This window comes from Castellaniella sp. (assembly GCF_034674885.1).
Lineage (GTDB): Bacteria > Pseudomonadota > Gammaproteobacteria > Burkholderiales > Burkholderiaceae_B > Castellaniella.
The window spans coordinates 133,643-160,641 of the sequence record NZ_JAUCDS010000004.1 but is presented as its reverse complement, the minus strand read 5'-3'; the positions used below and the strand labels follow the sequence as shown (position 1 = coordinate 160,641).

At 59.5% G+C, this 26,999-nt stretch carries 34 protein-coding genes and 1 tRNA gene; 20 read left to right on the top strand and 15 right to left on the bottom strand.

The features are described 5' to 3' along the window. The 9 genes from VDP74_RS04735 to VDP74_RS04695 form a co-directional block, all read right to left on the bottom strand. The coding region (locus tag VDP74_RS04735) for a DUF3422 domain-containing protein (RefSeq protein WP_322998474.1) at nucleotides 1-854 on the bottom strand (854 nt) is incomplete at its 3' end. 115 nt (nucleotides 855-969) lie between these two features. Next, the gene (locus VDP74_RS04730) at nucleotides 970-1,197 is read right to left on the bottom strand and encodes a hypothetical protein (protein WP_322998473.1); all 228 of its coding nucleotides are present in this window, start codon (nucleotides 1,195-1,197) and stop codon (nucleotides 970-972) included. A gap of 198 nt (nucleotides 1,198-1,395) precedes the next feature. Next, nucleotides 1,396-1,947 carry a DUF488 domain-containing protein gene (locus tag VDP74_RS04725; RefSeq protein ID WP_322998480.1) on the bottom strand — a complete coding sequence of 184 codons (552 nt, stop codon included), beginning with the start codon at nucleotides 1,945-1,947 and terminating at the stop codon, nucleotides 1,396-1,398. A 47-nt stretch (nucleotides 1,948-1,994) separates the two neighbouring features. Further along, nucleotides 1,995-3,362, bottom strand: coding sequence for an amidase (locus tag VDP74_RS04720; RefSeq protein WP_322998472.1), 1,368 nt, complete (start codon nucleotides 3,360-3,362; stop codon nucleotides 1,995-1,997). Between the two features lie 59 nt (nucleotides 3,363-3,421). Further along, on the bottom strand, nucleotides 3,422-4,504 hold the full coding sequence (locus VDP74_RS04715; RefSeq protein ID WP_322998479.1) for an ABC transporter substrate-binding protein: 1,083 nt from the start codon (nucleotides 4,502-4,504) through the stop codon (nucleotides 3,422-3,424). 131 nt (nucleotides 4,505-4,635) lie between these two features. Next, nucleotides 4,636-5,349 carry an ABC transporter ATP-binding protein gene (locus VDP74_RS04710; protein ID WP_322998471.1) on the bottom strand — a complete coding sequence of 238 codons (714 nt, stop codon included), beginning with the start codon at nucleotides 5,347-5,349 and terminating at the stop codon, nucleotides 4,636-4,638. Then, nucleotides 5,336-6,112: an ABC transporter ATP-binding protein gene (locus tag VDP74_RS04705; protein WP_322998470.1), complete on the bottom strand. Its 777-nt coding sequence runs from the start codon at nucleotides 6,110-6,112 to the stop codon at nucleotides 5,336-5,338. Before VDP74_RS04705 ends, VDP74_RS04710 begins: the two co-directional genes overlap by 14 nt. Then, on the bottom strand, nucleotides 6,109-7,047 hold the full coding sequence (locus tag VDP74_RS04700; RefSeq protein WP_322998469.1) for a branched-chain amino acid ABC transporter permease: 939 nt from the start codon (nucleotides 7,045-7,047) through the stop codon (nucleotides 6,109-6,111). Before VDP74_RS04700 ends, VDP74_RS04705 begins: the two co-directional genes overlap by 4 nt. A 6-nt stretch (nucleotides 7,048-7,053) precedes the next feature. Continuing rightward, nucleotides 7,054-7,926, bottom strand: coding sequence for a branched-chain amino acid ABC transporter permease (locus VDP74_RS04695; protein WP_322998468.1), 873 nt, complete (start codon nucleotides 7,924-7,926; stop codon nucleotides 7,054-7,056). A 188-nt stretch (nucleotides 7,927-8,114) separates the two neighbouring features. On the opposite strand from VDP74_RS04695, the gene VDP74_RS04690 reads away from it, so the two are divergent. The 12 genes from VDP74_RS04690 to VDP74_RS04635 all read left to right on the top strand — a co-directional run bounded on the left by VDP74_RS04690 (nucleotide 8,115) and on the right by VDP74_RS04635 (nucleotide 18,891). Beyond that, complete coding sequence (locus VDP74_RS04690) at nucleotides 8,115-9,149, top strand: LacI family DNA-binding transcriptional regulator (protein ID WP_322998478.1); 1,035 nt, start codon at nucleotides 8,115-8,117, stop codon at nucleotides 9,147-9,149. Between the two features lie 378 nt (nucleotides 9,150-9,527). Beyond that, the gene (locus VDP74_RS04685) at nucleotides 9,528-9,899 is read left to right on the top strand and encodes an MbcA/ParS/Xre antitoxin family protein (protein ID WP_322998467.1); all 372 of its coding nucleotides are present in this window, start codon (nucleotides 9,528-9,530) and stop codon (nucleotides 9,897-9,899) included. After that, nucleotides 9,896-10,642 (top strand): RES family NAD+ phosphorylase, encoded by a 747-nt coding sequence (locus tag VDP74_RS04680; protein WP_322998466.1) that lies wholly within the window; start codon nucleotides 9,896-9,898, stop codon nucleotides 10,640-10,642. Before VDP74_RS04685 ends, VDP74_RS04680 begins: the two co-directional genes overlap by 4 nt. A 39-nt stretch (nucleotides 10,643-10,681) precedes the next feature. Next, nucleotides 10,682-11,065: an RNA-binding S4 domain-containing protein gene (locus tag VDP74_RS04675; protein ID WP_322998465.1), complete on the top strand. Its 384-nt coding sequence runs from the start codon at nucleotides 10,682-10,684 to the stop codon at nucleotides 11,063-11,065. Nucleotides 11,066-11,208: 143 nt separating this feature from the next. Further along, nucleotides 11,209-12,105, top strand: a complete 897-nt coding sequence (locus VDP74_RS04670) for a LysR substrate-binding domain-containing protein (RefSeq protein ID WP_322998464.1) — start codon at nucleotides 11,209-11,211, stop codon at nucleotides 12,103-12,105. A gap of 98 nt (nucleotides 12,106-12,203) precedes the next feature. Then, complete coding sequence (locus tag VDP74_RS04665) at nucleotides 12,204-13,499, top strand: amidase (protein ID WP_322998463.1); 1,296 nt, start codon at nucleotides 12,204-12,206, stop codon at nucleotides 13,497-13,499. Continuing rightward, complete coding sequence (gene hydA / locus VDP74_RS04660) at nucleotides 13,496-14,959, top strand: dihydropyrimidinase (RefSeq protein WP_322998462.1); 1,464 nt, start codon at nucleotides 13,496-13,498, stop codon at nucleotides 14,957-14,959. Before VDP74_RS04665 ends, hydA begins: the two co-directional genes overlap by 4 nt. Nucleotides 14,960-14,995: 36 nt before the next feature. Continuing rightward, nucleotides 14,996-15,847 (top strand): transporter substrate-binding domain-containing protein, encoded by an 852-nt coding sequence (locus VDP74_RS04655; protein ID WP_322998461.1) that lies wholly within the window; start codon nucleotides 14,996-14,998, stop codon nucleotides 15,845-15,847. A 2-nt stretch (nucleotides 15,848-15,849) separates the two neighbouring features. After that, nucleotides 15,850-16,605: an amino acid ABC transporter ATP-binding protein gene (locus VDP74_RS04650; RefSeq protein WP_322998460.1), complete on the top strand. Its 756-nt coding sequence runs from the start codon at nucleotides 15,850-15,852 to the stop codon at nucleotides 16,603-16,605. A gap of 15 nt (nucleotides 16,606-16,620) precedes the next feature. Next, complete coding sequence (locus VDP74_RS04645) at nucleotides 16,621-17,289, top strand: amino acid ABC transporter permease (protein ID WP_322998459.1); 669 nt, start codon at nucleotides 16,621-16,623, stop codon at nucleotides 17,287-17,289. Between the two features lie 16 nt (nucleotides 17,290-17,305). After that, a complete protein-coding gene (locus VDP74_RS04640; protein ID WP_322998458.1) occupies nucleotides 17,306-18,001 on the top strand; it encodes an amino acid ABC transporter permease in 696 nt (231 codons plus the stop codon). Continuing rightward, nucleotides 17,998-18,891, top strand: coding sequence for a polysaccharide deacetylase family protein (locus VDP74_RS04635; RefSeq protein ID WP_322998457.1), 894 nt, complete (start codon nucleotides 17,998-18,000; stop codon nucleotides 18,889-18,891). Before VDP74_RS04640 ends, VDP74_RS04635 begins: the two co-directional genes overlap by 4 nt. A gap of 141 nt (nucleotides 18,892-19,032) precedes the next feature. On the opposite strand, the gene VDP74_RS04630 is transcribed toward VDP74_RS04635, so the two are convergent. Continuing rightward, nucleotides 19,033-19,896: a TIGR00730 family Rossman fold protein gene (locus tag VDP74_RS04630; RefSeq protein WP_322998456.1), complete on the bottom strand. Its 864-nt coding sequence runs from the start codon at nucleotides 19,894-19,896 to the stop codon at nucleotides 19,033-19,035. A gap of 309 nt (nucleotides 19,897-20,205) precedes the next feature. Between VDP74_RS04630 and VDP74_RS04625 the strand changes: the two genes are divergently transcribed. From VDP74_RS04625 to VDP74_RS04610, 4 genes are all read left to right on the top strand, one after another. Continuing rightward, nucleotides 20,206-21,027 (top strand): universal stress protein, encoded by an 822-nt coding sequence (locus VDP74_RS04625; protein WP_322998455.1) that lies wholly within the window; start codon nucleotides 20,206-20,208, stop codon nucleotides 21,025-21,027. A gap of 64 nt (nucleotides 21,028-21,091) precedes the next feature. Further along, nucleotides 21,092-21,167, top strand: a tRNA-Asn gene (locus VDP74_RS04620). Between the two features lie 281 nt (nucleotides 21,168-21,448). After that, nucleotides 21,449-21,691 carry a hypothetical protein gene (locus VDP74_RS04615; RefSeq protein WP_322998454.1) on the top strand — a complete coding sequence of 81 codons (243 nt, stop codon included), beginning with the start codon at nucleotides 21,449-21,451 and terminating at the stop codon, nucleotides 21,689-21,691. Continuing rightward, on the top strand, nucleotides 21,688-22,059 hold the full coding sequence (locus tag VDP74_RS04610; RefSeq protein ID WP_322998453.1) for a hypothetical protein: 372 nt from the start codon (nucleotides 21,688-21,690) through the stop codon (nucleotides 22,057-22,059). The genes VDP74_RS04615 and VDP74_RS04610 overlap by 4 nt, the downstream gene beginning before the upstream one ends. Nucleotides 22,060-22,070: 11 nt before the next feature. On the opposite strand, the gene VDP74_RS04605 is transcribed toward VDP74_RS04610, so the two are convergent. After that, on the bottom strand, nucleotides 22,071-22,274 hold the full coding sequence (locus tag VDP74_RS04605; protein ID WP_322998452.1) for a hypothetical protein: 204 nt from the start codon (nucleotides 22,272-22,274) through the stop codon (nucleotides 22,071-22,073). Here VDP74_RS04605 and VDP74_RS04600 point away from each other — a divergent pair. Continuing rightward, entirely contained in the window at nucleotides 22,265-22,726 is a 462-nt protein-coding gene (locus VDP74_RS04600; protein WP_322998451.1) for a hypothetical protein, read from the top strand. The two genes, VDP74_RS04605 and VDP74_RS04600, sit on opposite strands and share 10 nt — an antisense overlap. Nucleotides 22,727-23,056: 330 nt before the next feature. Here VDP74_RS04600 and VDP74_RS04595 read toward each other — a convergent pair whose 3' ends face one another. From VDP74_RS04595 to VDP74_RS04585, 3 genes are all read right to left on the bottom strand, one after another. Then, the gene (locus VDP74_RS04595) at nucleotides 23,057-23,788 is read right to left on the bottom strand and encodes a hypothetical protein (protein WP_322998450.1); all 732 of its coding nucleotides are present in this window, start codon (nucleotides 23,786-23,788) and stop codon (nucleotides 23,057-23,059) included. A gap of 198 nt (nucleotides 23,789-23,986) precedes the next feature. Then, nucleotides 23,987-24,541, bottom strand: coding sequence for a hypothetical protein (locus tag VDP74_RS04590; protein WP_322998449.1), 555 nt, complete (start codon nucleotides 24,539-24,541; stop codon nucleotides 23,987-23,989). 299 nt (nucleotides 24,542-24,840) lie between these two features. Beyond that, complete coding sequence (locus tag VDP74_RS04585) at nucleotides 24,841-25,023, bottom strand: hypothetical protein (RefSeq protein WP_322998448.1); 183 nt, start codon at nucleotides 25,021-25,023, stop codon at nucleotides 24,841-24,843. A 134-nt stretch (nucleotides 25,024-25,157) separates the two neighbouring features. Here VDP74_RS04585 and VDP74_RS04580 point away from each other — a divergent pair, with 134 nt between their 5' ends. Both VDP74_RS04580 and VDP74_RS04575 read left to right on the top strand, forming a co-directional pair. Then, nucleotides 25,158-25,589, top strand: a complete 432-nt coding sequence (locus VDP74_RS04580; RefSeq protein ID WP_322998447.1) for an HNH endonuclease — start codon at nucleotides 25,158-25,160, stop codon at nucleotides 25,587-25,589. Nucleotides 25,590-25,592: 3 nt separating this feature from the next. Further along, nucleotides 25,593-25,733, top strand: coding sequence for a hypothetical protein (locus VDP74_RS04575; protein ID WP_322998446.1), 141 nt, complete (start codon nucleotides 25,593-25,595; stop codon nucleotides 25,731-25,733). 244 nt (nucleotides 25,734-25,977) lie between these two features. Here the strand turns inward: VDP74_RS04575 and VDP74_RS04570 are convergent, their stop codons facing one another. After that, complete coding sequence (locus tag VDP74_RS04570) at nucleotides 25,978-26,124, bottom strand: hypothetical protein (RefSeq protein ID WP_322998445.1); 147 nt, start codon at nucleotides 26,122-26,124, stop codon at nucleotides 25,978-25,980. 196 nt (nucleotides 26,125-26,320) lie between these two features. Here VDP74_RS04570 and VDP74_RS04565 point away from each other — a divergent pair, with 196 nt between their 5' ends. Next, nucleotides 26,321-26,641 carry a hypothetical protein gene (locus tag VDP74_RS04565; protein ID WP_322998444.1) on the top strand — a complete coding sequence of 107 codons (321 nt, stop codon included), beginning with the start codon at nucleotides 26,321-26,323 and terminating at the stop codon, nucleotides 26,639-26,641. Nucleotides 26,642-26,999: the final 358 nt, after the last annotated feature.

The window sequence follows — 26,999 nt, the reverse complement described above, 5'->3', positions numbered from 1 at the left end:
GCGATGAAGGTGCCCAGTTGCTGGCAGTCGCCGGTGCGGCTTTCATGCAGTTCGGCGATGCGCTCGAACACCAGTTGGGCGTAGGCTTGCGTGGCGCTGAAGCGCAGGCGCGTGCGGGCCCGCGTCTGGGTCACGCGGGCCGACAACTGCGTGATGCGTTTGAGCAAGACCCGGATGTCGCCGGCGTCGGTGCGGGTGTTGTCGTCCGACAGCGTCACCAGTTCGACTTCGTATTGCCGCAGTTCGCTGCCCAGCGCGCGTGCGACCGGCAGGGTCAGCGAAGCCATCAGGCGGTAGGTTTCGATTTCCAGCAGGCGGCGCACCATCCGGCCCAGACGTCGTCCGTCCAGCTGGCGATTGAGCACCAGCATGCGGTTGAGCCCGTTCCCATTGAGCCGCAGGTCGCTCCAGACGGTGGCCTTGCCCTCGTCCAGATCGGACCCGACCGGGTCGTGGAAGCCGTAGGCTTCCAGGCTGTCGCGCCAGGAGGATTCCGATTCCACGCAGACCTGATCGGCATTGATCAGCAGTGCGCTGTGGGCTTCGGCCACTTCGGCCAGCACGGCAGGCAAGGCCGGCCAGGGGCTGGTCTGGGTGCCGGGGCTGACCAGGGTCAGTGTCAGGAATTCGGTGTGGCGTTCCCATTTCAGATGGGCGTCCCCGACCGGGAATTCCCCCTGTGGCAGGTTCGGGTCGGCCAGCGCCACATGCCGATCGCACAGCGTGCGGATGATGAGGCCTGCGGCATCGTTCTCGTCCAGGAAGGCCAGGTGGAACACCTGGGCGGGTGCATCGAAATACATCGAGGGACGCGCGTGGAGCTCGTTATGCAGGGCATTGCGGTGCAGGTGCATGCGGCCTCGGTCTGGGGCGGGTCGAAAGAGGTCCAGTGTATCGAAAAACAGGATGAAAAACGCCGCAGCGGCTGGCTGCGGCGTTGAATAGGGCTGATCAGGAAATCGTGATATGTCAGGTTCCGGTTTTCGGCATGGTGTGCTTCTTCGCGGACGGATGCGCTTTCTTGGCCTTGTGCTGAGCCTTGGCTTTGTGGGCCGGGGCATGTTTCGCAGTCGCCTGGGCCGTTGTCCGGGCGGGGGTGCCTGCCGCATTGGCGGCGAAAACAGGCGCGGCCGTGGCGAGGCCAAGAGCGGCCACGGAGCAGGCCGTCAGGTAGGCAATGCGGGAACGTGTCGTCATGACATGAACTCCAGAGAGTGCCCGGGCGCACCTTGCGTCTGGGCAGGCAGAACGATCCACCTGTTGCTCAGATCACGGCTTGCCGAAATGGTTCGCCGCCGACATGAAGGCTTACCATGTTGACGGCTGGCTGAATGGATGCGGGTGTCGATGAGCCAAGGAAGGCCGGGCGCTCAAGGCGGATGCCTTGCCAGGCCTTTAGCGGCCGGCCTGTTCGACGGCCGGTGGGTACAGGACCGTGTCGTCGGGCTGGATGACGGCGCCGCGCGTCAGGCTGGCCTCGTCCACGTGGCCCAGCCCCATGATGTGAAAGACCGGGACCTTCCGGGCGATCAGATAGTCGCTGACGATGCGCCGGTGGCAGCGCCACCAGACGGCCTCGGAACACATGATGGCGCAGCGCTGCGCCTGCGCCCGAGCCAGCAGGGTGTCCAGGCCTTTGCGGAATTCGTCCGTCAGGGCGTAGTCCGCGTAGTGGTGGAAGCTGTCGTTCTCCCAGAAGCCGTTGATCTCCGGCCCCACGGTTTTCGACTTGCCGCGCAGGCCGCCCAGGGCTGCCAGATGCTCGTAGGCGATGCCGTAGGGCGCCAGCGCCTCGGGCAGCGTGTCACGATTGAATTGCGGGTTGGTGCGCGAACGCGGCACTGTGCGGATGTCCACCAGCCGTTCGATTCCCGATGCCTGCAGCAGCGCCGCAAAGGTGGGCAGGTCATGGGTGGAATGGCCGATGGTGTAGATGGGGGGCATCAGTGTCGTCCGTGACTGGGCGTCTCCATGTTAATCCCACCAGTCTGGTGTCATGGCAGTGGGGCGGCGGCTTGGGACTGCTCCAGGATATATCCGTATTGATACAGCTTGGCTTCGTCACGCAACCTACCGATCAGTTGAATCCCGATTGGCAGTCCAAGATGATCCTGGTCCAGCGGTATGGACAAACTGGGATGCATGGAAAAATTGGTGGGCGCGGTCAGGCGTGTCAACAGCCAGGGTGTGGAATATGTCCTGCCATTCAAAGATGTGCTGCGTTCGTCCAGCAGAGGGGCCGTGATGCCGCAGGTGGGTGAGAACAGGATGTCGACCCTGTCTAGAGCCTGGTTGAATGCCTCGGTGGCCCAGGGGCGGAATGCCAGGGCCTCCAGATAGTTCGCAGCAAGGATATCCGCGCCACTCATCAGCCGTTCGCGCACGCCCTCTTGAAAATGCAGCCCGGATTCCAGGGCTTGTTGATGCACATGGAACGCCTCGGCCTTCAGGATGGTTTGCTGAGCGTCGTAGATGCGTTGAATGTCGGGGATTTCCACTGGTATGACTCGGGCGCCCGCCTGCTCGAAAAGATTTCTGGCGTGTTCGGTGGCCTTCATGACATCATCGGACAGATACTCGTGGTAGAACCCCATGATCAGACCGACCGTACGGCCATGGATCGAGGCACCGATGTACTGTTCATAAGATTGTCCGGAGGTACACGGGCTCAGGCAGTCGAGCAGCAAGGCGTTGTCCTGAACGCAGCGGGCCATGGGGCCGACATGGTCCAGGGTGCTGCTGAGCGGAAATGCGCCCTGGCAGGGTAGCAGGTCGTAGCTGGGTTTCAGGCCCACCACACCGCAAAATGCGGCTGGCAGGCGGATCGATGCGCTGGTGTCGGAACCCAGCGCGCCCAGGCAAAGGCCGGCCGCGAGGGCAGCGGCTGATCCGCTGCTGGAACCGCCGGTCATGTGGCTCGGGTCGACGGGATTTCTGGCAGGCCCGGCGACGGAACGGTCGCCGGTTGATCCGTAGGCGAATTCGTGGGTGTTGGTCTTGCCGATGATGATGGCGCCTTGGGCGCGCAGCCGGGCGACGACTGGGGCGTCTTCAGTGGCCGCAGGCGCGTCCTGGTACTGGCTTGATCCCATGGTGGTGCGCATGCCGGCCACATCGATCAGGTCCTTGACCGCGATGGGGATGCCCAGCAGGGGCCGGGTCTGGCCGGATTGCGCCAGTTGCCGATCGGCGCTCAGAGCGTCTCGCATGACCTGGTCTGGATCCACGCTGATGAAGGTGTTCAGGTGGCGGCCGTCCTGGATTTTATCCAGAAGAGCTCGCAGGACGGTCGATGGGCGTGTGTCGCCGGCCTGATAGGCGTGGGCCAGTTCGCGGATATGGGTCATGAAGAATGCTGCCATTTATGAAAACGGTCCGGGGGACGGGGCCCCCGGTTGAGGGTGGATGAGCGGGCTTCTGCTTATAGGGGCAGGGGCTCGATCTTGTCTTCTTTGAAGTGGGCCAGACGGACTTCGCCGTCATTCTGGTTTTTGACATCGAAGTGGATCGGGCCGAGCAGGGTGTCGAAGCCATCCAGCTTGCTCAGGCCAGCCTGGATTTGAGCGCGGGTGGCACCGTCGCCGCGCTTGGCGGCTTCCAGCACGGTATAGACCGCCTCGTATGAGCCGGCTGCGAATGCGCCGGGCTTTTGCCCCCATTTCGCTTCATAGGCTTTTTCGAATTGCTGGGAACGGGCATCCGGCAAACCGACCAGCCAAGTGGTCGGAAAGACGACTCCGTTGGCTGCTTTGCCGGCCAGTTCGGCAAATTTCGGCAGACCCTGACCTTCGTTGACGATCACCTGGGACTTGATGCCCAGATCGTGGATTTGCCGCGCAATGATGGATCCTTCGGTGTAGTAGCCGTGGATGAACAGCAGATCCGGCTGATGCTCGCGAATCTTGCTCAGTTGCGCCTTGAAGTCGATATCGCCGCGGTTATATTCCTCGTAGGCGACGACCTGGGCGCCGAGTTCTTTGGCCCGCTCAGCCGCACCCTTGGTGGGCGGCTTGCCGTAGTCGGAGTTCTCGACCAGGAAGCCGATTGTCTTGGCCCCTTTGTGCTTGATGAAATATTCAACAGCCTTGGTGTCGGTCTGCTGGTCGGTTATCTTGATACGCCAAGTGTATTTGTATCCTTGCTCTGTGACTTTTGGCGATCCGGCCATGCCGTTGACCAGTGGCACTTTGTAGCGTTCGTCTTCTTTTGAGAAGGCGATGGTGACCAGGCTGGCGGATGAGCCGACGATGGCATCGACCTTTTTTTGGGTGATCAGCTTCTTGGCCGAGGTGATGCTACTGGCCGGGTCGCTCTTGTCGTCTTCGCGCAGGGCGACTACGGGGTGACCGTTATAGCCGCCGGCCTTGTTGATCTCTTCGATTGCCAGTTGCGTTCCTTGTGTGTGTTCTTCACCGTAAGAGGCAGCCGGCCCGGTGATCGATTCGATGAAGCCGATGCGCAATTCCTGCGCATCCGGAACCTGGTCGTCTGCGTAGGCATTCATGACCAGGGAGGCCAGGGCGGTCAAGCCTGCGGTCACCACTATTTTTCGGGTTGCTGAATACATGATTGATCCACTCCTCGGGAAATACAGGGTTATCGATGTGTTGCAGGGTCTATCGGCAGTCGGGAACGTCAGGTCTCGATGCCCAGATAGGTTTTGCGCACGACATCGCTGCCCAGAAGTGTCTGGGCATTGTCGTGACGGACGATCTCGCCGGTTTCCATCAGGTAGCCGCGTTGTGCGATCTGCAGGGCCAGGGTGACGTTCTGCTCGACCAGCAGGATGGTGGTGCCGGACGCGTGAATGTTGGCCAGGCGCTCCATCAGGTCGGCCACGACCAGTGGCGCGAGCCCCAGCGACGGCTCGTCGAGCAGCAGCAGTTTTGGCCGCCCCATCAGGGCGCGTCCGATGGCCACCATCTGCTGTTCGCCACCGCTCATCGTCCCGGCCTTTTGCTTGATCCTTTCCTTCAGGCGGGGGAACTGCTCCAGGATGCGGTCGATGTCCTGCGCCAGTTCCTGGCGGGTGGATTTGCGTGCCTTGGCGCCGACGATCAGGTTTTCCTCGACGGTGAATTCGGGAAATACCCGCCGTCCTTCGGGGACGATGCTGATGCCCTGCCGGATGATGCTGTCCGCACTTTGGCGGTCGATCCGTGCACCCAGGAATTCGATGCTGCCGTCGCTGATGGGCTGGATGCCCAGAATCGACATCAGCAGCGTGCTTTTGCCAGCCCCGTTGGCACCGATCAGGGTGACAAATTCCCCCTGATCCACGGACAGGCTGCAACGCTTGAGCGCCTGGATATGACCGTAGAAGGTGTCGATCCGTTCAATTTTCAGCATTTTTCAATCCCGTGCCCAGATAGGCTGCGATGACGCGCTCGTCCGTCTGAATGTCCTCTGGCGTACCGTCGGCGATCTTGTTGCCGTATTCGAGTACGACAATATGGCTGCACAGGCCCATCACCAGTTTGATGTCGTGTTCGATCAGCACCACGGTGTATCCGAAGTCGTGCAGCTTCAGGATCAGCTTGCGCAGCGACAGGCGCTCTTGTTGGTTCAGGCCTGCGGCCGGCTCATCCAGCAACAGGATCTTCGGGTCCGTCGCCAGGGCGCGGGCGATGTCCAGCTGCCTTTGTTCCCCGTAAGGCAGGTTGGCGGCCAGTTCGTCCGCCTTGGCATCGAGCCCCACATAGGACAGCAGTTCCAGGGCGCGTTGGTGGGCCAACTGCCTTTCGGAACGTTCGTGCCGCGTCCGCAATATCGATTGGAGAACGCTGGCGTATGTGCGGCTTTGACGGCCGATCATGACATTGGCGACTAGCGACAGCTCTGGGAACACCATGATGTTCTGGAACGTGCGGGCGACGCCCAGCCGGTTGATCTGGTCGAGCCGGAGGTCACTGATGGTGTGGTCGTCGAAGCGCACGCTGCCCGACGTCGGGGTGTAGATGCCGCTGACGACGTTGAACAGCGATGTCTTGCCCGCGCCGTTGGGACCGATCAGTCCATGGATAGCACCGGGCGTGATCTCGAAGGAGACCTGGGACAGGGCTTTGACGCCGCCGAAGGCCAGCGTGACATTGTCGATGGACAGCGTGCTCATTTCGAGATCCTCAGGCGCAGTTTATGAGGAAGATCGACCAGCCCCTTTGGCAGGAACAGAATGATGATGGCCAGCAGGGAGCCGTACACCAGGATGTTGTATTGGCCAAATTCCTGGGCGTATTCCGAGAGGAACGTCAGGGAAAAAGCACCGATGATGGATCCGTACAAGCTGCCGATGCCGCCGATGAAGACCATGATCAGGAACAGCACCGATACGTCGATCCCCAGGCGGTCTGGATCAATGAAGCCGTCGTAATGTACGAACAGGACCCCGGCGAGCGCGGCGAATGCGGTGCTGACGGTGAACGACAGGACTTTGTAGCGAAAGACGGGGATACCCAGCGACTGGGCGGCCAGTTCGTTGTTGGCAATCGCCTGCAGGGCGTCTCCGGTTCTGGATTCGATGATGTGCTTCAAGATGAAGAATCCGATCACCATTGCGAACAGGACGTAGTAGTAATACGCGAGGTCGCTGAGAATTTCCCAGCCGAAGAAAGAGGGCGGCGGGACTGCCGTCAGGCCGGAGGGGCCGCCGGTGATGCCGGCATTCTTGATGATGACCTGGATGATGACGGCCACGGCGATACTGGCCAGGGCCAGATAGTCGCCGCTGGTGCGCAGCACGATCAGCCCCACGATGTAGCCCAGCAGGCTGACGCCCATGATGGCAATCAGCATGGCAGCCGGGTAGGGCATGCCGGCCTTGACCATCATGCCCGATAGGTAGGCACCCAGGCCGAAAAAAGCGGCATGGCCCAGGGAGATTTGTCCGGTGTAGCCGATGAACAGCGTCAATCCCATGATGACGATGGAAAAGGTGGCTGCCCGAATGACCATATGGTTCAGAAAGGGGTTGTCCAGGATCAAGGGCAGGACGATCAGCATCAGCAGCACGATGCCGGGGAAGAGCCTTTTGTCTGTCAGGAGATTCATGTTTGCCTACACCTTTTTGATCTGTTTTTTACCGAAGATGCCGTTGGGCTTGACCAGGATGATCAGCAGCAAAATGGAGAACGACACAAGTTCTTTGTAGGCGGAGTCCAGCGTCAATGTGCCGAATTGCTCGATGACGCCCAGCAGCAGACCGCCGAACACTGCCCCCGACAGCAAACCCAGCCCGCCCAGCAAGGCCGCCGTAAAGCCCTTGAGTAGCATCAGATTTCCCATGTCGAAGATCAGGACGGCCAAAGGGGTGTAGACGATGCCGGCAATCGTGCCCAGTGCGGCGGCCAGCGCCATGGTGAAGTTGTTGACCCGAGAAACGTTGATTCCCATCATGCGGGAGGTGGTCTTGTCCTGCGCGACGGCGCGCACCGATAGGCCAAGCCGGGTGTGGACCAGCAGCAGGTAGATGAGCGCCATGGTGATCAGCGTGGCGACGATCACGATCAGATACTGGCCGCTGATCTGGACGCGCCCAATATGGAAGATGTGATCCGACATGGGGGGAAATCGGTAGGGAGACGAGCCGAAGAGCAGCTGCGCTGTGCTGCGTAGCAGGATGAACAGGGCAATGGTCATCATGAAAAGCGACATCTGACTGCTTTTTTCCAGTTTGCGCAGGAAAACGATTTCCAGCATCGAACCTATCAGCAGTGATCCCGCGATTGCCAGCAGAAAGGCCAGCCACATGGATAGCGCCAGGTCCACGTGAAAAACGTAGCCTAGAAACCCGCCCACCATGAATAGTTCGCCTTGTGCGAAGTTGATGATGCCCATGCCGCGATACACCAACGTGATGGCCAGCGCGATGAGTGCATAGACGCTACCGACTGATAGCCCGTAAATCAATTGCTGCAGGAAATCTTGCATGATAGAGGCTCAACCCAAACGTTAGGGCTTCATTCTAGGCAGGCGCTTCGGTCCTCGGTATTGGTATTCACCCTAACGTTTGGGTTGGCGTGCTAAGATTCAACTTATTTGTTTCGCAGCCCTGTCGGCGGCCTATCAGTTTCATACTGCTTGCGCAGCCTCGAGGCTGCATCTGCACGATGTCGGAGATGGTTACCCCTCACAAACCGGTTACTTTGTCCTTTTTGGCCAAAAGGCTGAATGTGCATGTCTCGACCGTGTCCCGGGTGCTCAACGGTAAAGCCGACGATGCCAAGAGCGCGGCGTCGCCCGATACGGTTGCTCGCATCCGGGCCTTGGCCGACGAACTGAATTACCGCCCCAATCTGCATGCGATCGGTTTGCGCACGCATAAATCGCGCAGCGTGGGTGTGCTGGTCCCGCGTCTGTCCGACTTATCGATCGCCACGATCTACGAAGGTGTCGAGGCTGCAGCTGCGGATCACGGCTACCTCAGCTTCGTCTCCAATACGGGGGACTCGGCTGGCCGACAGCGCGAATTGGCCGAGATGGCGCTGGATCGAGGCGTGGAAGGCATCATTTTTGCGGATGCCCGCCTGGATGATGTCCGTTTCATCGATGAATTGGCTCTTCGGGGGACACCGCTGCTGCTGGTCAGCCGGCATGCGGGCAGGCATTGTGCAGTCACATGCGATGACGTTTGCGGAGGGGGGTTGGCTGCGCGGCACTTGTTGGCGCTGGGCCATCGGGATTTTGCGATTCTGGCGGGCGAACGCTATTCCAGCACCGGGTATGATCGCAGCCAGGGTTTCATACAGGCGTGCCATGAGCAGGGTGTAGAAATTCCCTCGGATCGTGTGCTATTTGGGTCATTCCGAGCCGAGACCGGCTACGAATTCGGCCGTCGCCTGTTTTCCCGGAAAACAAGGCCGACGGCGGTGTTTACCGCCAATGACTTCCTGGCAATCGGCCTTATGGGGGCCGTGCGGGATTGCGGGCTGATCCCAGGACAGGACATCGCCGTTGTGGGGTTCAATGACACTCCGATCGCAGCGCATCTGCCGATTGGCTTGTCATCGGTGCGATCACCTCGCCATCGAATGGGCTATCGGGCTTTCGAATTGCTGCTGGCCCGCATTGCCGGAGAGACCCCCCTGACTGAACAGCTGGAACCCCAGTTGATTGTGCGGGCCAGCAGCGCACTGGATATCCGAGCGCGTTGATATCCGGCACTGACTCTGCGCATCGAGGTCAAGTTCAGAAATTGGCTGGTGGTCCGTGCCATCGACGACCATATCCGGGAAATGAACTATGAAATCTATTTCCGGCTGCGCCGCCAAAGTGTTCCGGGGAGGGCTACTGCGCGATCCCAGCCACCATTGCCGAGTGCCCTTTCAATATCAGTACGGCTGAATCCGGTTTTCAGGGGGCAGATATACGGCGCTCTCGCGTGCCTGCAAAGGGTTGATGATCCGATATGCTCGCAGCAAGCGGCTACTCGCGCCCGCAGTATTCCAGTCTATTGCTCGTACCAATTTCCGGATTGTGATAAATGAACATTTATAAGATAATTGTGCAAATAGCACTTTTCTGGAACTGCCATGACCGCACTGCTCAAGATCTCGCCGGCACCCGATGCCGTCCTGGCGAAAGCCGTGCTGCGGGCCGGCGATCAGCTGGGGCTGCGCCAGGCCCAGTTGGCGGCGGTCCTGGGCATGCATCGCACGGCCGTCAGCCGCTTGAAAACGACCCAGACCCTGGACCCCGATTCCAAGCAGGGTGAAATCGCCTTGCTGCTGATCCGGGTGGCGCGGGCACTGTATGCCCTGGCGGGGGGCGACGCCGTGTGGATCCGGCATTTCATGCAGTCCCCGAACACTGTCACCGGCGGTGTGCCCGCCGAACAGATTCGCACCATTCAGGGCCTGATGACGGTGCTGCGCTTCGTCGACGCGCTGCGGGGCAAGATTTGATCTGGGCGGAATGCGGCGGGCCGCAGCAGGTCCGGCCGATCCGGGGAACCCTGTACCGGCTGGTCGAAAGCCAGGAACAGGTCGCCACGCTGGCATACGTCGATACCCTGGAAGAACAGGCCGTCCTGGAATCCCTGCTGGACGAGGCCAAGCCTGAGTGGCCGGCCGACAGCGGGCGGTATCACTATCTGTTGCGCACGCCGTTCCGCTATCCGCCCTTGCCGTGGGGGTCTCGGTTCGGAGCCCGCCATGAACCAGGCCTGCTGTATGGCGGTCTCAGCCAGCAGGCCACTTTGGCCGAGGCTGCCTATTACCGTTTCATTTTCCGCCAGTCCATGTCGGGTCCGGCCCCCAAGGACGAACTGATCAGCCAGCACACGCTGTTCACCGCGCCCTATCGCACGGATCGGGGGGTGATGCTGCAGGCTCCGCCGTTCGATCGCTTCGGCCCTTTGCTGATGCATCCGTCCGATTACATCGCGACCCAGCAGCTGGGGGCGGAGATGCGGGGCGCGGGCGTCCAGGCCTTTGAATACTCATCGGCCCGCGATCCGCAGCATCGGCCGTGTGTGGGACTGTTCAGCCTTCAGGCGCTGGCCGGCTTCAAGCCCCTGACGCGGACGCCCTGGCTGTGCGAATTGCGCGAACGGGAAGTCGCCTTCAAGCCCCTGGCCCGGCCATTGGTGGTGACCTATCGCCTGGATGATTTCCTGGTCGAAGGCACCTTGCCCCGGCCCGCCTGATCCCCTATCGTGTAGTCCTGATTGCAGCAAGGAAGGCGCATGGACAAGATCCGGCTCGACAAATGGCTCTGGGCCGCCCGTTTCTACAAGACCCGCAGCCTGGCTGCGCACGAAATCGGCGCCGGGCGCATCCAGATCAACGACCAGGTCGTCGCAAAACCCGCCCGGGAAGTCTCGGTCGGCGACCATGTGCGGGTGCGCAAGACGGGCCTGGACATCGAGGTTGAAATCCGGGCAATCAGCGGTGTGCGCGGCCCCGCGCCCCAGGCAGCCCTGTTGTATCGGGAAACCCCCGACAGCATCGCTGCCCGCGAACGGGCTGCCGAACAGCGCCGCCTGGCGCCGGAACCGGCACAAGACTTGACCGCCGGCCGCCCCACCAAACGAGACAGGCGGCTGATCGATCAGATGCGGGGGCGGTAAGGAACGGTCAGTCCCGGGGCTTGCAGGTGCTTCGGATGCTTAGCCCGGGGCACGTATGATGACTGGGCGGCCTATCGCATTGACGGTCCCTCCACCGCCGGTACCGATACACTGGGGGGTCACACGCCAACCTGCCGCCGCCTATGTACGAACTCAAACATCTCCGGGCTTTCATGGCGCTCGCCGAAGAGCTTCACTTCGGGCGCGCAGCGCAACGCCTACATCTCACACAGCCCCCCCTGACCCAACGGCTGAAGATCCTGGAGGAGTCCCTGGGAGTGCTACTGATAAACCGTACGACGCGGACAGTGGAACTTACGGCTGCTGGCAAGGTGCTGCTCAAGCACACTCGCTCGCTCTTCAAGATGCTGGAAGTGCTGGAGCACGAGGTGAACATGACGGCGGCAGGGCAGTTTGGCTCTCTGCGCATCGGGTTCGTGCCAAGCGCCGCCTACGTGCTGCTACCCAAGCTGCTGAGCCGCTACAGGGAGTGCTTTCCGTGTGTGGACATCCAACTGGAGGAAATGCCTTATCTGCGTATCTTGGAACAACTACGCACAGGAGCTATCGACTTGGCCTTGCTGCGGCTGCCTTCGATGGAGAAGTCGCTGGAAAGCCACATTGCTTTATCGGAACCGCTGATTTTCGCCATTCCTCGCAACCATCCGCTTGCGACCCGCAAGGCCATTCCTCTCGCCAAAGCACACGGGCAGGACTTCATCGCTTTTTCGGTCACTGACTCGCCATATTTTTCGGAGCGTATCCGCTACATTCTGCAAAAGGCCGGAGCTCAGCCACGGATTGTGCAATATTCGCTGCTGCCTACCATCCTGTCGTTTGTAGAGGCTGGTCTGGGCATTGCCATCGTGCCCGCCTCGGTGAGCCGGATCAACAGTCCCAACGTCATCTACAAACAGATCACCGACCTGCAGCCTCAAGACCACGTGGAGCTCATCGCATCCTGGCAAAGGACCAATCCGTCCCCGCTGTTGGTGAACCTAATCGAGATTGTTGAGCAGTGTGCTCAGGATCCAAATTAATTCAAATATACAATAAATAGACCTATAATTTAGAATTGGATTAAAATTTATCGGCCTCCTACAATCAAATCGACCAGCATCTGCAAGAGGACGATTTGATGTCAGAGCCAAACGCGTTGAGTGTGGTGGAAGTTGCGCAGCGCATCCAGGACGGGACGCTCAGCTGCGAAGCTCTGATGAGAGCCTGCATTCAGCGGGTTGAAGCGCGCAATCACGACGTCAAGGCTGTTGTGTCATTCGACCCGGACCGGGCTCTGGCTGCGGCGCAGCGCCAGGATGCGTCGCAGCAAGCGAGCCCTCAATTGCGGGGGATCCCGTTTCTGGCCAAGGACGTGATAGACAGCGCGACTCTGCCGACCTCCTACGGCTCGCCCATCTATCGGAATCATCGTTCTTCTCTCGACGCTGCTTGCATATGGGCGTTGCAGCAGCAAGGGGCTATTTTGCTGGGTAAGGCTGCCACCAGCGAATTTGCGACCCGACATCCAGCTCCGACTCGCAACCCTCTGCGTCTGACCCATACGCCGGGAGGCTCATCCAGCGGCTCGGCTGCCGCCGTGGCCGACTATATGGTGCCTTTCGCTTTAGGGACGCAGTCGACGGGATCGATCTGTCGGCCGGCTTCATACTGCGGCATCGTGGGCTATAAGCCCAGTTTCGACCTCTTCAGTCGAGCTGGCCTGAAGATGACGAGCCAGTCACAGGAAACGATCGGGCTACTCACCCGCTCAGCGCGCGATGCAGCCTTCATTGTCTTCAACGATCTGGTGGACGAACCTGCTGGCGACTCGCTGGTCTGGCCCAGAATGGCTGTTTGTCGATCCTCTCAGTGGGCTTTTGTCGCACCGGCCTTTTCGACGGCCCTGGATACTTTGCTCGAACGCCTGGGGCGCAGCAGCCAGGTGGTGGAACACCTGACCCTGGATGCAAATTTCGAGACGCTGGTGGAAACCCAGGCGGCCATCTTTTCCTACGAATTGGCGCAGGCCCTAGGCAACGAATATACCCGGCATCCGGAGGCGCTCAGCGATCAACTCAGAGCTCGAATCGTCCAGGGCGCTCGCATTTCTATTCAGTCGTACCTGCAGCTCCGTAGCTCCGTTGAACAAGCCAAGAGCACGCTGGACCGCCTGTTCCAGGGGGCTGACATCCTGCTGTACCCAGCCTCGGACAGTTCGGCGGAAGATGGGTTGGCATACTCCGGTTCGCCCCGCTTCGGAGCGCTCTGGACCTTGTTGCATCTCCCCACAGTGACCATTCCCCTGGGCCGCACCGATAACGGCATGCCCTTCGGGGTGCAGCTCATCGGCCGATTTGGGACGGACAGGCGCGTGCTTGCAACGGCTCACGCGCTGGAGTCCCTTACCGACATGACTCTACAGGCTCCGATATGACCGCCGCTCTGACACTCACCTTGCGGGGTGGCACGGTTTGTACCGAACACGGCGTCCAGCACCTCGACATTGGTGTGCGCGATGGTGTTATCGCTGCAATGGGTCCGCAACTGTCGCCAGGGCTTCAGGACATCGATGTTACTGGTCGCTTGCTGCTACCAGGCGGTATCGATAGCCACTGCCACATCGAGCAGCTGTCCGGGATGGGCCGCATGGCGGCCGACGACTTCTACAGCGCTACGGTATCAGCCGCCTTCGGAGGCACTACGACCGTCATTCCCTTTGCCATCCAGCGCAAAGGCGAATCGCTGACTGACGTAGTGGACGCGTATGCAGTCCGGGCTCAGGCCGGAGCGGTGGTGGACTATGCTTTTCACGCAATCATTTCCGACCCTTGCGAGCAGGTGCTGGCGGAAGAACTGCCGGGCATGGTGGCTCGCGGCGTCACGTCGTTCAAAGCCTACATGGCATACGACTCCGTGCGACTGGACGATTACCAATTGCTGGAACTCTTGCAGGCCAGCGCGCGCCATCGGGCACTGGTCATGGTGCATGCAGAGAACAACGACATGATTCGCTGGGTCACCCGCCAGCTGCTGGCCAGCGGCCGAAGGGCGCCAAAATACCACGCTACGGCGCACCAACCGATCACGGAAAGCGAGGCGGCCAACCGGGCGCTGAGCCTGGCACAGTTGGCCGACGCTCCTGTCCTGCTGGTCCATGTTGCGGGTAGCGAGACCGTGCGCCTGGTGCGCTCGGCGCAGATATTGGGCGCTCCGGTCTTCGCCGAGACCTGCCCGCAGTACTTGGTTCTGAGCCGCGAAGACCTGGCCGCCAATGGCATGGAAGGCGCCAAATTCTGCTGTGCCCCGCCGCCGGGCGACGCCGGCTCTCAGGCCGCCGTCTGGGCCGGCATACAGGACGGCACGCTGGCGATCTTCTCCTCGGATCATGCTCCGTACCGAATGGATGCCAGCGGCAAGCTGCCGGAAGGTGAAGACACCACCTTCGCTGATATCGCAAACGGTGTTCCTGGCCTAGAGACCCGGCTGCCGATCCTGTTTTCGGAAGGCGTCGTGCGCGGACGCATCAGCATCGAGCAGTTCGCCCGCATCACGGCCACCAATCACGCGCTCACCTATGGGCTATATCCGAAAAAAGGAGTTCTGCGGGTCGGCAGCGATGCTGACATCGCCGTGTGGGATCCTGAGGTGAAGGTCCAGATCCGGCACGACCGGCTGCATGACCGCACCGGGTACACGCCCTATGAGGGCATGGTCGTGACTGGCTGGCCTACCCTGACCTTGCTTCGGGGTGACGTTCTGACCCGGGGCGACCAACTGCTGGCCTCGGCGGGCTCCGGGCAGTACGTGCCCTGTGCGCCCTTCCAGGCGGGGCGAATAGATTTTCATCGCCATCCAGGAGCCACGCGGCGAACCGGGAGATTTATCGAGTTCTAACGTTTTTACCACCATCTGTTCGAAGGAGACATGAATATGAACTATACATTCAAAAAAACCTTGATCTGCCTGCTGGCGCCCACTTTGCTGGCTTGCACGCTGACTGCCGCCAGTCAGGCGGAAACGCTCAAGACTGGTGCCGACGCTTCTTATGCGCCACTGGTATTCCGCGACTTGGACGGCACTCTCAAAGGCTTCACCATTGACATGGGGCACGCGCTGGAAAAGCAATTGGGCGTGACTATCTCCGTCGAAGGCACGCAGTTTTCCGCCCTGATTCCGGCGCTCAATGCCAAGAAGTATGATTTCATCCTGGGGGCCGTGACAGCCACCCGGGAACGTGCGGAACAGATGCTGTTTTCCGAGCCCTATCTGGACTCTGACTATCTGATACTTCAAAAGAAGGACACCGAGACGATCAAATCGCTGGATCAGCTCAAAGGCAAGCGGTTGGCGGTCAACCGTGGTTCGCCCTACGAGACGTGGTCGCAGGAAAACCATGAAAAGTATGGGTTTGCCTTCAATGTGTACCCAACCAACGCCGATGCTATTCAGGCCATTCTCTCCGGTCGGGCGGACCTTGGGATGGCAGGCGTGCCGGCCCAGGCCTGGGCCGCCAAGCAAAACCCACTACTCAAGACCAGCCTGGAAATCAAGACGGGCCAGGCATGGGCGTACGCCTTTCGCAAGGACGATATCGCTATGCGCGACCGGATTTCGACCGCTCTGAAATGCCTGAAACAAAAGGGCATCGTCGCCGAAATCGCGAAGAAGTGGCTGGGCTTCGCCCCCACGGCCACGCAGACTATCTACGAAGGCCAGGGTCTCAAAGGAATGCCGGGCTACGACCCCACCCCGGTCCAGCTGAATTGCGGTGAGCAGAAGTAGCCATGTCCGATGATCGCCAAGCTCCAATCCTGAGCATCCAGGATCTACATAAGCAATACGGTGAGCATCATGTCCTCAAGGGTATCAGCCTGGATGTCCTCCCGGAGGAGTTGGTGTTCATCATCGGCCCATCGGGATCGGGGAAAAGCACATTGTTGCGCTGCTGCAATGTGCTGGAGACCTCCACAAGCGGCCGGATTCTGCTGGATGGCAAGTCTATCCTGGGTAAAGGGGTCAACCTGAACACGGTCCGCCAGCAGATTGGAATGGTGTTCCAGCACTTTAATCTGTACCCGCACATGACGGTGCTCGACAACATCACACTGGCCCTGCGCAAGGTCAAGAAAAAAAGCAAGCAACAAGCCCACGAGAAGGCTCTGCTGGCCTTGCGCCAAGTCAGTTTGGAGGACAAGGCCGATGCGTACCCGGATGCCTTGTCAGGCGGTCAGCAGCAGCGCGTGGCGATCGCCCGCACCATCGCCCTGGATCCCAAGATCATTCTGTTTGATGAGCCCACCAGCGCGCTGGATCCTGAACTGGTGGGCGGTGTACTGGATGCCATGCGTACACTGAAGGCTGCCGGTATGACCATGGTGGTCGTCAGCCATGAAATGGGGTTTGCCAGGGTGGCGGCAGACCGGGTGATCTTCATGGACAACGGGGCTATCGTGGAGCAGGGCTCCCCGCAAGCCATCTTCGAGGCACCACGACATGAGCGGTTGAAGACTTTTCTGTCGTCTGTGCTGTCGCATGGCTGACCGAAGGAGAGCGCCTTGAACATCGACGGCCTGATCTTCTCATTTTTCAATCTCGACGTCATTGATCGCTATTACGGCTTCATCGTGGCTGGCATGTGGGTTACGCTGCAGATCGCCATCGCCGTGGTGGTCAGCGGCCTGGCGATGGGTTTCGTGCTGGCATTTGTCCGAGCCTACGGGTTCAAGCCCGCCAATGCGCTGGTCGTGCTCTTCGCAGATACGTTTCGATCACTGCCACCTTTGGTCGTGATCATGATGTTCTTCTTCGCTTTTCCGTACATCGACCTTTCCATGTCTGCGTTTCAGGCCACCTGGCTGGCCTTGACTCTAGTCCTGGCCGCCTTTGCGGAAGAAATCTTCATGGCCGGGATCCAGGCCACCCCGCGCGGTCTAATGGAAGCCGGGCGCTCCAGCGGCCTGGGCTGGGGGCAGACCATGTGGTACATCGTTTGGCCACAAGCCTTCAAACTGGCGGTGCCGCCCTTGACCAACCGAGTGATCGCGATCACTAAAAGCACGTCTCTGGGGGCCATCGTCGGCTTGGGTGAAATCCTGAACAACGCCCAGTCGGCCAGCAGCAGCGCTGGTAATCCGACGCCGTTGACGCTGTGCGCCATCGGCAGCATCGTCATTTTCATTCCGGTCGTCCTGGCGGGCCGTTACCTGGAAACCCGGTTCCATTAGGGCGGAGGCGCGACATATGCACGAACTTATCCTGAATTTTTTCAACCTAGCCATCTACAAGAGCGTTACTCCGATATTGCTGCAAGGGCTGGCCATGACGGTGCTGCTCTCTGTGTTGATCATCCCTCTGGGCTTGTTCTTCGGACTGGTCTTGTCGATCGTGTACCTGCATGTCACGAACCGCATCGTCAAGGCGCTGCTGATTCTCTACATTGACGTGTTCCGAGCGATCCCGCCATTGGTGCTGCTGATCTTGGTTTATTTCGGCCTGCCGTTCCTCAACATTGAGATTACGAACCTGACGGCTGTCATCCTGTGCTTTGTCTTGAACAACTCCTGCTACTACGGAGAAGTCTTCCGTTCGGGCCTGATCAGCGTACCCAAGGGCCAAGCCGAAGCTGCCCGCTCCACGGGTCTAAGCTTCCTGCAGTCGCTGCTGTACGTACAGATTCCCCAAGCCACTCGCAACGTGATGCCAGACCTGATCAGCAACTCGCTGGAGATCGTCAAGCTGACCACGATCGCTAGTGCGGTCGCTTTGCCGGAAGTACTGCATATGGCACAGAATGCCCAATCGCTGCTCTATAACCCTTCACCCATCGTTCTGGCCGGCATCTTCTTCCTGATCCTGCTGGTACCTGTCGTTCGCCTCATCAGTCACATGGAAAGGCGAAGACTGGCAGGCCACCGTTCTTCGAGTCGCCTCATATGAAACTGCCTCACCATCATCGCTACGCTTATCGGCCCATTCATCAGCGTTTGGACTACGATTGGCCGGGAGGCAAGCGCTTGGCGTTTTACATCGGCCTGAACATTGAGCACTTCGCCTTCGGCGCGGGGCTGTCGCACAACCTGTCCACTCCGTTGCCGGGGCTCGACCACCGCGCCTATACGTGGTGCGATTATGGCAACCGCGTCGGCGTGTGGCGCATCCTGGATCTGCTGGATGACTTGGGGCTGCCGGCCTGCCACCTGATGAATACAGCGGTTTTCGATTACGCGCCTGAGATCGTCCAGGCCATCACTGCGCGTGGCGACGAGATCATCGGTCATGGACGCACCAATGCGGAACGCCAGGGAGGTCTGTGGGAGGAAGACGAAGCGCGGCTGCTCGCCCAGATCAAAGCGGACATCCTGGCGCAGAGCGGCCAGACGGTTCGCGGCTACATGAGCCCTTGGATGTCGGTGAGCCACCAAAGCCCCGACCTACTGGACGAGGCTGGGTTCAAATTCTTGATGGACTGGCCTGCAGATGATCAGCCGATCTGGCTGAAGACGCGCTCGGGTCGGATTTTGTCCATCCCCTATCCGTTGGAGCTCAACGATTCGCCGCAAATCCTGGTACGGCATCACACGGCCGAAGATTTCGAGCGCATGATCGTCGATCAATTCGAGGAAATGCTCGTTCAGAGCCGCCAACAACCTCTGGTCTGTGGCATCGCCCTGCACACCCCCATCATGGGGCAACCCTATCGGCTGCGAGCCCTGCGCAGAGCCCTACAACACATTCTGCAGCATCCCGAACGGGATAAGGTGTGGCTTACCCGGCCGGGTGCAATCTATGACCACGTTCAGAAGCTGTCCGAAGATGTCGTGCCGTAATAAAGTAAGCGGTGCGTCACCGGGTGTGATGGCCTGGCAGCGGCGATATGTCTCGGTATTGTTGGCTGATACTCGGGTCGGCATTGCCAGTGTCTTGAGCTGGCCCACCCCTAGCCATTCTCAATGCGCCGCTGCTGTGGTTCATGGCGTGATCTGATCCGGCATCTGGCCGGCGTGGAAGTGTTCCAGCGCAGCCATGATTTCCTCGGCCTCGTCGACGAGGGTGAACAGATTGACGTCCTCTTCGGCGATGTAGCCCTCGTCCACCAGGTAGTCGAAGTCAATGGCGCGACGCCAGAAGTCCCGCCCGACCAGGACCACCGGGATGGGGGCCATCTTGCGGGTCTGGATCAGGGTCAGAACCTCGAAGAGCTCGTCGAGCGTGCCATAGCCGCCCGGGAAGGCGACCAGGCCGCGCGCATGCAGCAGGAAGTGCATCTTGCGCAGGGCGAAATAGTGGCAGCGGAACGCCAGTTCGGGGCTGATGTAGGGGTTGGGCACCTGTTCGTGGGGCAGGCTGACGTTGAAGCCGATCGAGCGTGCGCCGACTTCGAATGCCCCGCGATTGGCAGCCTCCATGATCCCTGGGCCGCCCCCCGTGACGACTACGAAGTCGCATCGTTCATCCTGCTGGAAGCGGCAGGAGACGAGCTGGGCGAAGCGGCGCGCCTGTTCATAGTAGCGGGCCTGATCCACCCTGCGGCGGGCCAGGGCCAGTTCGCGGCGAGAGGCCGAGGAGGCCGGTGCCGCGCCGGTTTCCTGCAGCGCGTCAAGCCGCGTGCGAGCGGTTTCCAGATCGGTCACGCGTGCGCTGCCGAACACCACGATCGTGGAACCCACGCCCTGTTCGGCCAGGACGCGTTCGGGCTTGAGCAGTTCGAGCTGCAGGCGCAGTGGCCGCAGGTCCTTTTCCCCGAGGAGTTCGACGTCTTCCTGCGCCAGCCGGTAGCTGGGCGACTCGACGATGGCCTGCAGGCGCTGGGCAAGTTCCAGGGGCAGTGTCATTGCGCCCCCGTCCTGGCATCGAACGGGTCGCTTGCGCCGCCGTATTCAGGTGCTGTGGCCGGTGCGGCAGAACGGATCGCCATATCGATCTCCATTGGAGTCCATGGCCGATTATGCTGAGGGCATGGCGGCCCCGTCAATGAAATCCGGGCGATTTGCCCTGACGTCAGCAGGCGTTTTCCGCCGGACATTGCTTTTCCGCAAAGTCGGCATGCGCTCCCGTATGGCAATCGCCCCTGGGGCCCCTATACTGGACAGGCCTTGAATGGCTGTGTAGTTCCCTGGAAACCATATTCTGGAGTCATGGCTATGTACGAACGTATTCTGGTGCCGCTCGATGGTTCGCCGTTTTCGGAAGAGGTGATTCCCTATGCGGCTGGCTTGGCGTCCGTGCATGGCACGGAACTCGCGCTATTGCGCATCGTGGACAAGGTGTCCGACGAAGAGAATGCAAAGGACTACATCGCCTCGATGGCCGCCACTCATGGCGCCAGCGGCCTGTGCCTGCCGAACACGGGCGATGCTGCCCAGGCGATCCTCAAAGAGGCCGGCAGCAAGCCAGCTACCTTGCTGGCAATGACCTCGCGCGGGCATTCCGGCCTGATGGAGCTGATGCTGGGCAGCGTGGCGCGGCGCGTGGTGCGCGGCGCGGGCGGCCCGGTCCTGGTATATCACCCGACCGGGGCCAGCGGCGCACCTGCGCGCGCGCAGGTGAAGCTGCGCAGCGTAGTGGTGCCCCTGGATGGCAGCCCGTTGCCAGAAGCCATGGCCCACGACGCGGCCCGCTTTGCGCTTTGGGCCGATGCCGGGCTGAAGATCATCAGCGCGGTCCAGCCCATCGATGCTTCGACGGTGGGCGAGGCGCCCGGCCACGAGATGCGCATGCTGGAATCCGGCTATGTGCATTCCCAGGCCACGAAACTCACCAGGCAGTACGGCATGGACGTGGACTGGGAAGTGCTGCACGGCGAGCCGGCGGAAGCGATCACCGATCACGTGGCGCACCGCAGCGACGTCATCCTGGCGATGGTCACCCGCCGCAAGGACGCGCTCGAAGCCGCCTTGCTGGGCAGCGTTACCTCCGGGTGCCTGCGCAAAGCCGGTGTTCCGATCCTGATGCGACTGCCCTGATTTCACCGGTTCCAGCAATTGTGCGGTCGCAGAAAATTATGCTATAGTTTCGCTTCTTCGCAGTTCCCCGATAGCTCAGTCGGTAGAGCGACGGACTGTTAATCCGCAGGTCCCAGGTTCGAGCCCTGGTCGGGGAGCCAAGAAATTCAAGGACTTAGATGAAAATCTAGGTCCTTTTTCTTTGCCTGTATGTGATGCGATATGTGAGGCCATCACATATCCAGTAGTTTCGTTCAGTATTATCAGGCGCTGATTTTCCGGTTGTTTGATGCCACCGATTCCCGCCACCGCTGCTTGACGTATATCTCTGTCGTGGTCTTAGGCAAGGTGCCGCTGACCTATCTGGGCGACCAGATGCGATTCGAGAACTGTACGTGGGCCCCGCCAGAAGCCCCAGCAAAGCCGCAGCGCCGGGGGTTCCGTGACTGATCACGTCAACTGCATCGACTGCCTGCACTTCGACCTGCGCACCGCCCCGGCGATGGCCAAGCAAGGCTACGGCGTGTGCGCCAAGGACGGCCGGCCCGGACGCTACGAGAGCGCGACATTCGACCGGACGTGCCGGATGTTCGAGGCGGGACCCATCGAGAACTCGCAGAAGCGGCGGCCTTGGCTGGAGGCTGAGCAGGAACGATTCATGAAGAAAATCATGGGGGCTGCATGACCCTGGATCGCATCACTATCCACCTGCCGTGGCCGGATCCCGCACTGTTTCCGAATGCTAAGGGCGGCAAGCACTGGGCGTCATTCCAGGCGCAGAAGGTCCGCGCTCGCCAGGACGGGTACTTTGCAGCCAAGCAAGCCCTGGGCAAGAACACATTCACGCCACTGGCTCACGTGCCGGTCAAGACCACGTTCGTCTATCCCAACCGGATCAACCGCGACATCGAGGGCTGCATAGGCGCCATCAAACATCACATCGATGGTATTGCGCGGGCGCTGGGCGTCGACGATCGCATCTTCCGGCCATGGATTCTGGATGACGCGCTGGACACCAAAAAACAAGGGTTCGTCATTGTGGAGATCGGGTAATGGCCAGACAACTACCGAGGCAGCGCCAGCCGAGAAACGTCGCCGGCGGCGGGCAGATCGCCACAGTGCCGGTCACGCCGAAATTCCAGCCGCTGAAGCCACGCCCGCATCTGCGCCAGGATGAGATCGATGCGCAGCCGGTGCCGGTCAGTATGGGCGGGATAGGAAATGGAATTGAAGGCCGGAATGGTTACGGGAGAGGGCAGTGAACGCACAATACCCATCCTTCGTCCGTGCCGAGATTGAGAACTGGATTGCCTGGTGCTGGGCGGGTGAATCGCCTGAGCCCAGGGAATCAAACCGCTGCTATTCGGCTGAGCGCAGCTGGCTGGCGCCGGACTGGGAATCGGAATCTGGTGATGTGCCGCCAAAAATCATCTTCAATCCAGATCGGGCTGCCAAGGTCCAGGCGATCTTCGATGGCCTGCCGCAGCTTACGCGCCGGGTGCTGCAGTACGAGTACACCCAGCGATCCCGATATGACCTGTGGGAGCGCAGCGTTGAAATGCATGAGGGCGAAATGCGACCGGTGTGGATCCGGGTAGACAACAACCGCCGGCAGCGCGCCAGGATCGACCTGAAGATCAGCCGAGATCAGTACATGGTCTGCCTGGATGAATTCAAGATCGAGGTTTTCAAGGAGTTTGAGTATGAAGTATGCGTCTGAAATCCTAGGCCTGATGCGACCGTACCCTGGCAGGGAGTTCAGGATGTCGCAATTGGTACGCGAGGTTACAGGAGGCCGAACGCTGACGCCTCGGCAGATGGAGGCCGTGCGCAAGGGCGTCAAGCGCGTGCTGGATCACCTGATCGACACCGAACATGTCGAGCGCATCGGCGGCACCACCCGAGCGGCTATGTACGCTTGGCGACTATTGGGACGTGAAGTTCCGCGACAGGCTGGATTATTGGGACACCCTAAGGGACAATACGTGCAGGGGCGTTGCGCCCCGTGAAAACGTAGCCCCTCCACGGGCGGGGGTTTCTTGGTTGGTGTCTATTGGGCGCCATCATCCTGATTGTTGGGTTGCGCGTCAGCTGGTGTGAATTTCAGAACCCCCAACTCAAGATATTTCTTCAGAATGTGCTCGGGGATGAGTGGATCATTATTAAAGACGGCTGTATGCAAGCTTAGGAACCATTCATACTTTTCCCGGTGCTCTGGTGCGCTTTCCTCCATTAACATGGAGGCGCGCATTCCGGCACTTCTTCCCCACATCATCGAGAATGGGTTCACAATGTTTTTGCCATCGAAGTGCAATATCGGCGTTGCGAACTGGCCGTGAGCGTAGCGAGATAACCATAAGTCGTCTGGAATGCTAATCTCTTCTCCCAGTACAATCGCGGGGATTTTTATAGAAGCCTCCAGGCGCACAGACCTGACCAATGCATCGCTAACCATAAATAGATGCCTTCCGCTCTTCTTTTCCCAGTGACGACCGTAACTGATTCCACCCCTAATGAGCATGTTGTGCTGGAGCGCAATGAAGCTCATTATCTGGGCAGTCTGGGCAACAATGGAGAGATTTTCTCCTGTTATCAGAATTGAGTCCGAATAAACGGAAATTTGTACACCGTCTCGTTCCAAAACAGGATCGACGAAATCAGCGAATTCTCTGTATAGTTGCAGCGTGGATTCGAAGTCTCGTTCAATGTTGGCGGAAAATCCTAGTACGTCGCAGAATGCTACATACTTATTGGTTTGATCTTCATTATTATCTGCTTCCATTTTTAGTCTCTTCAGTTTAGGTGTTAATGGAGCGTAGGCGGACGGACTACGAAGCACCGTGGCCGCCGCGCTGCTGGCTCTGAAAATGCGGGATCGACTGTAACGATTGTCTCCTCCCGATGCTTCGGCATCGTTTCGCGCCCCGCTGAGTCGAGAGATTCGCGGGGCGCGGCTTGTTGGGGGTAAATACAGAATTTATTAGTTGAGGTGTTTGATCAAGGATAATGACAGAAAAAATATCCCCAGGCCAAGCAGAACTAAAGAAACTATTCCTGAGTAGTATCGAAAGCCGGTCGGCCACGAATGCGGCACGCGGATTGTGTGGCGATTGGCGTCGGACATTGATTTCATTATGGATGTTAAATCTTCGCCGTGCTTTTCCACTATTCCCGCGATTGGCATTAATGAAAAAACCAAGCCGACCCCGAAGGTGAGTATCGATGCGGACAAAAGAATTGCGTCGTACTTTATGCTGCTGCTGCTGGTGCTAAGCGCGATGGCAGCAGCCAGGCCTGCAACGTTTGTGCTGGCGAGTAACTTTGCTTGATCACGCAAGGTCTCTGATGACTGTTGATACACGGTCATCCATATCTGAAAAGATTTTGCGACATCATTTTTAATTGCGATTGGCTCTACATCGGAGCGCGTGCGTTTGTAAATTGAAATCAATTTCAAAGAAATTACATAAATAGCTAATGCAGAGATGATGGCTATCGAGGCCATCACGATATATTCACATAAAGAATGAGTCAAAGCATCGCTCCGTAGGTTGGATGATGCTTTTTTACTCCTAATGAGCCGTTTTAAATGGCTTTGTGTCTTCCAGAAAGCGACCTACTTCGTCCAATAGTCAATGTTGTTGAGGCTGGACGGACCTGCGTTTTCCAGGAGAGATCCACAGCATGCCGCCTCCGGGCGGTTTTTCACTTCCATCACAAAGGCGTGCGCCATAGGCGTCGCAAAGGCGCGTTATGGCCCGACCCCCTGTGACTTAGAGATGCTTGCCGCATCGACTTCACGCCCACCGATTAGGTGATGGGCTGTGAAGCGAGTTACGACCGGCGGCCGTCCTTTTCTGTTGCGACGCCCTTGAATTTCCCGTCAGTGGTTTTTTGATCAATGAATTGCCCATTGTCGGTGTTGCGCTTCGTGAAGTTGCCGTTGCGAGGATTCTGTACTTGAGTGCGGTCTTTCACGGAACCGTCGCGGTGATTGTCGCCAGTATTTTTCGCCATGGTTTTTGCTCCTGCAGACATGCCGACGCAGTTCATCGGACGTGTCGCCTCTCCTGTTGATGATGGAGAGATAACGATACGTCTCAAAGAAAAGCAAAGATTGAATAACTTTGTTGGCTAAATGGATATTGACCATGGTGCGATTGCAGACACTGCCATCGCGGCTGAGCAAGCTGCCCGCGAAACGTCAACAAGTCCAGGGCAACCCGGACAGCTGGCGCGGTGGCAAGACATCAGCCCAACCCGGGTACGGCTACAAGTGGCAGCAGGCCAGAGCCGGATACCTGCGCAAGCACCCGCACTGCGTCATGTGCCTGGCTGGGCTGGGCATGACAGACCTGCAGCCGGCTGAGGTGATTGTGGAGTGCGCCAGACGCGGCGTGGCTGAGCCGCTGGCAACTGTGGTTGACCATTCGACGCCTCATAGAGGTGATCCGGTGATCTTCTGGGATCAGTCACGATGGCAGGCTTTATGCGCCCGACATCACGATAGTGACGCACAGCTCCGGGACAAGGGCAGTCAGCGTCAGGCGACAGGGTTTGATGGCTGGCCAGTGGAGGATTGAGACATGGGTGATCTGAGCGGCGCGATTACGGCGTTGGCTGTTGCGGCTGGCATTGCGGGCGCCGCCATCATGGGCCTGCTGTTCTGGGCCATGCCGTGGGCGTGGGACTTAATCCGCCCGTGGCTGCACGCGGTGACTGGCTGATGCAGCATCAGGTGACGATCCGCGTATCTGTGGCCTGGTGACGTCGGCCACCTCTTTGCCGTACGAGGCTATGTCCTCCTTCTTGGCCAGCATAAGCGCCAGATATGTCTTCATGGTCGGCTCCCTCCGGAATCGTTTGGTTGTTGGTCCTCCCAAGCATACCCGGCTGGAACCGGCCGCCCAACACCCCTGGCGCCCTGATCCGAACGACAACAGGGTGCCGATCTGCCCGCCCGACACGATTTCAGTGAACCGTGCAGCTGACTGCCGGCCCGTCCTCTTCGCCATCAAACGCCGCCTCCTGGACCTCTTCGCCCAGCCGCATGAACACCACGCGCAGCAGGTCGTCGGATACGGCTACGGCTCGCGCCAGGAATTCATGGCGCCACATTGCCCGCAACAGAACGGCATGGTCGAACGGGCGATCCGGACGCTGAAAGAGCCACGTGCCTACCGGTACCGCTTTGAATCGTTGCCGAGCCTCCCCGCCCCACCGACCTGGCCGGCGGTCATGGTTTTCCTTGAGGGATTTTTAAGGGTGGGCGGGCTTAGAATCAGCCGATGCCATTCGATAAAGCGGGAATGCGATGAAGATCAAGAAAACCGAAGCGTCATCAGAAGGGAAGGCAGGCGCTCTGCGCGCAAAGTTTCCTGGGCAACCCAAGACACAGATCGATGACCAAGGGAAGCTGGCCGTTCAGATAACTGCCTGGGTCCCGAACGGGAAAGATGGCTCGGATCAACACCAGGTGGTGTTGACGGACGGCGATATCGAAAGGCTGCTCACTTGCCTGGCGAATCCAAACGATGCGGATACTGCAAGGGCCGTGAGCAAGCTCATGAGAGAAAACCTTAGAAATGCGCTTCGGTTGGTTGCGCTTGGTTCTGGAACTGCTTTGGTGGATTGACTTGAAGCAGGTTTGACGCTGGCATGCGCCAGCGCCCATGGCGGCAATCCCGCGACGATTGCCCCGAGCAAGGAACGAAGCTGCCTGCCAGTAATGGCCGAGCTTTATTCCGCGATGTGGCCTATGCTGATGGATTGGCCGTCGCAAATCCGCTTCGGCCCCTGACAGCGTGGGAAAAAATGGACAAGAAAGACAAAGATCAGCAGCAAGAGACGGCGAAGCCCGCAAACTCCAGGACCGTGCCGAAACAGCCGCGCTGGCCTGGGCTAGGTGGCAATTCAGGAATCAAGAACGCCAAGTCCGTGCATGGCCGCATGCCGACAGGGCGCGGATCAGCACGGGGTCGCTAGATTGCGGA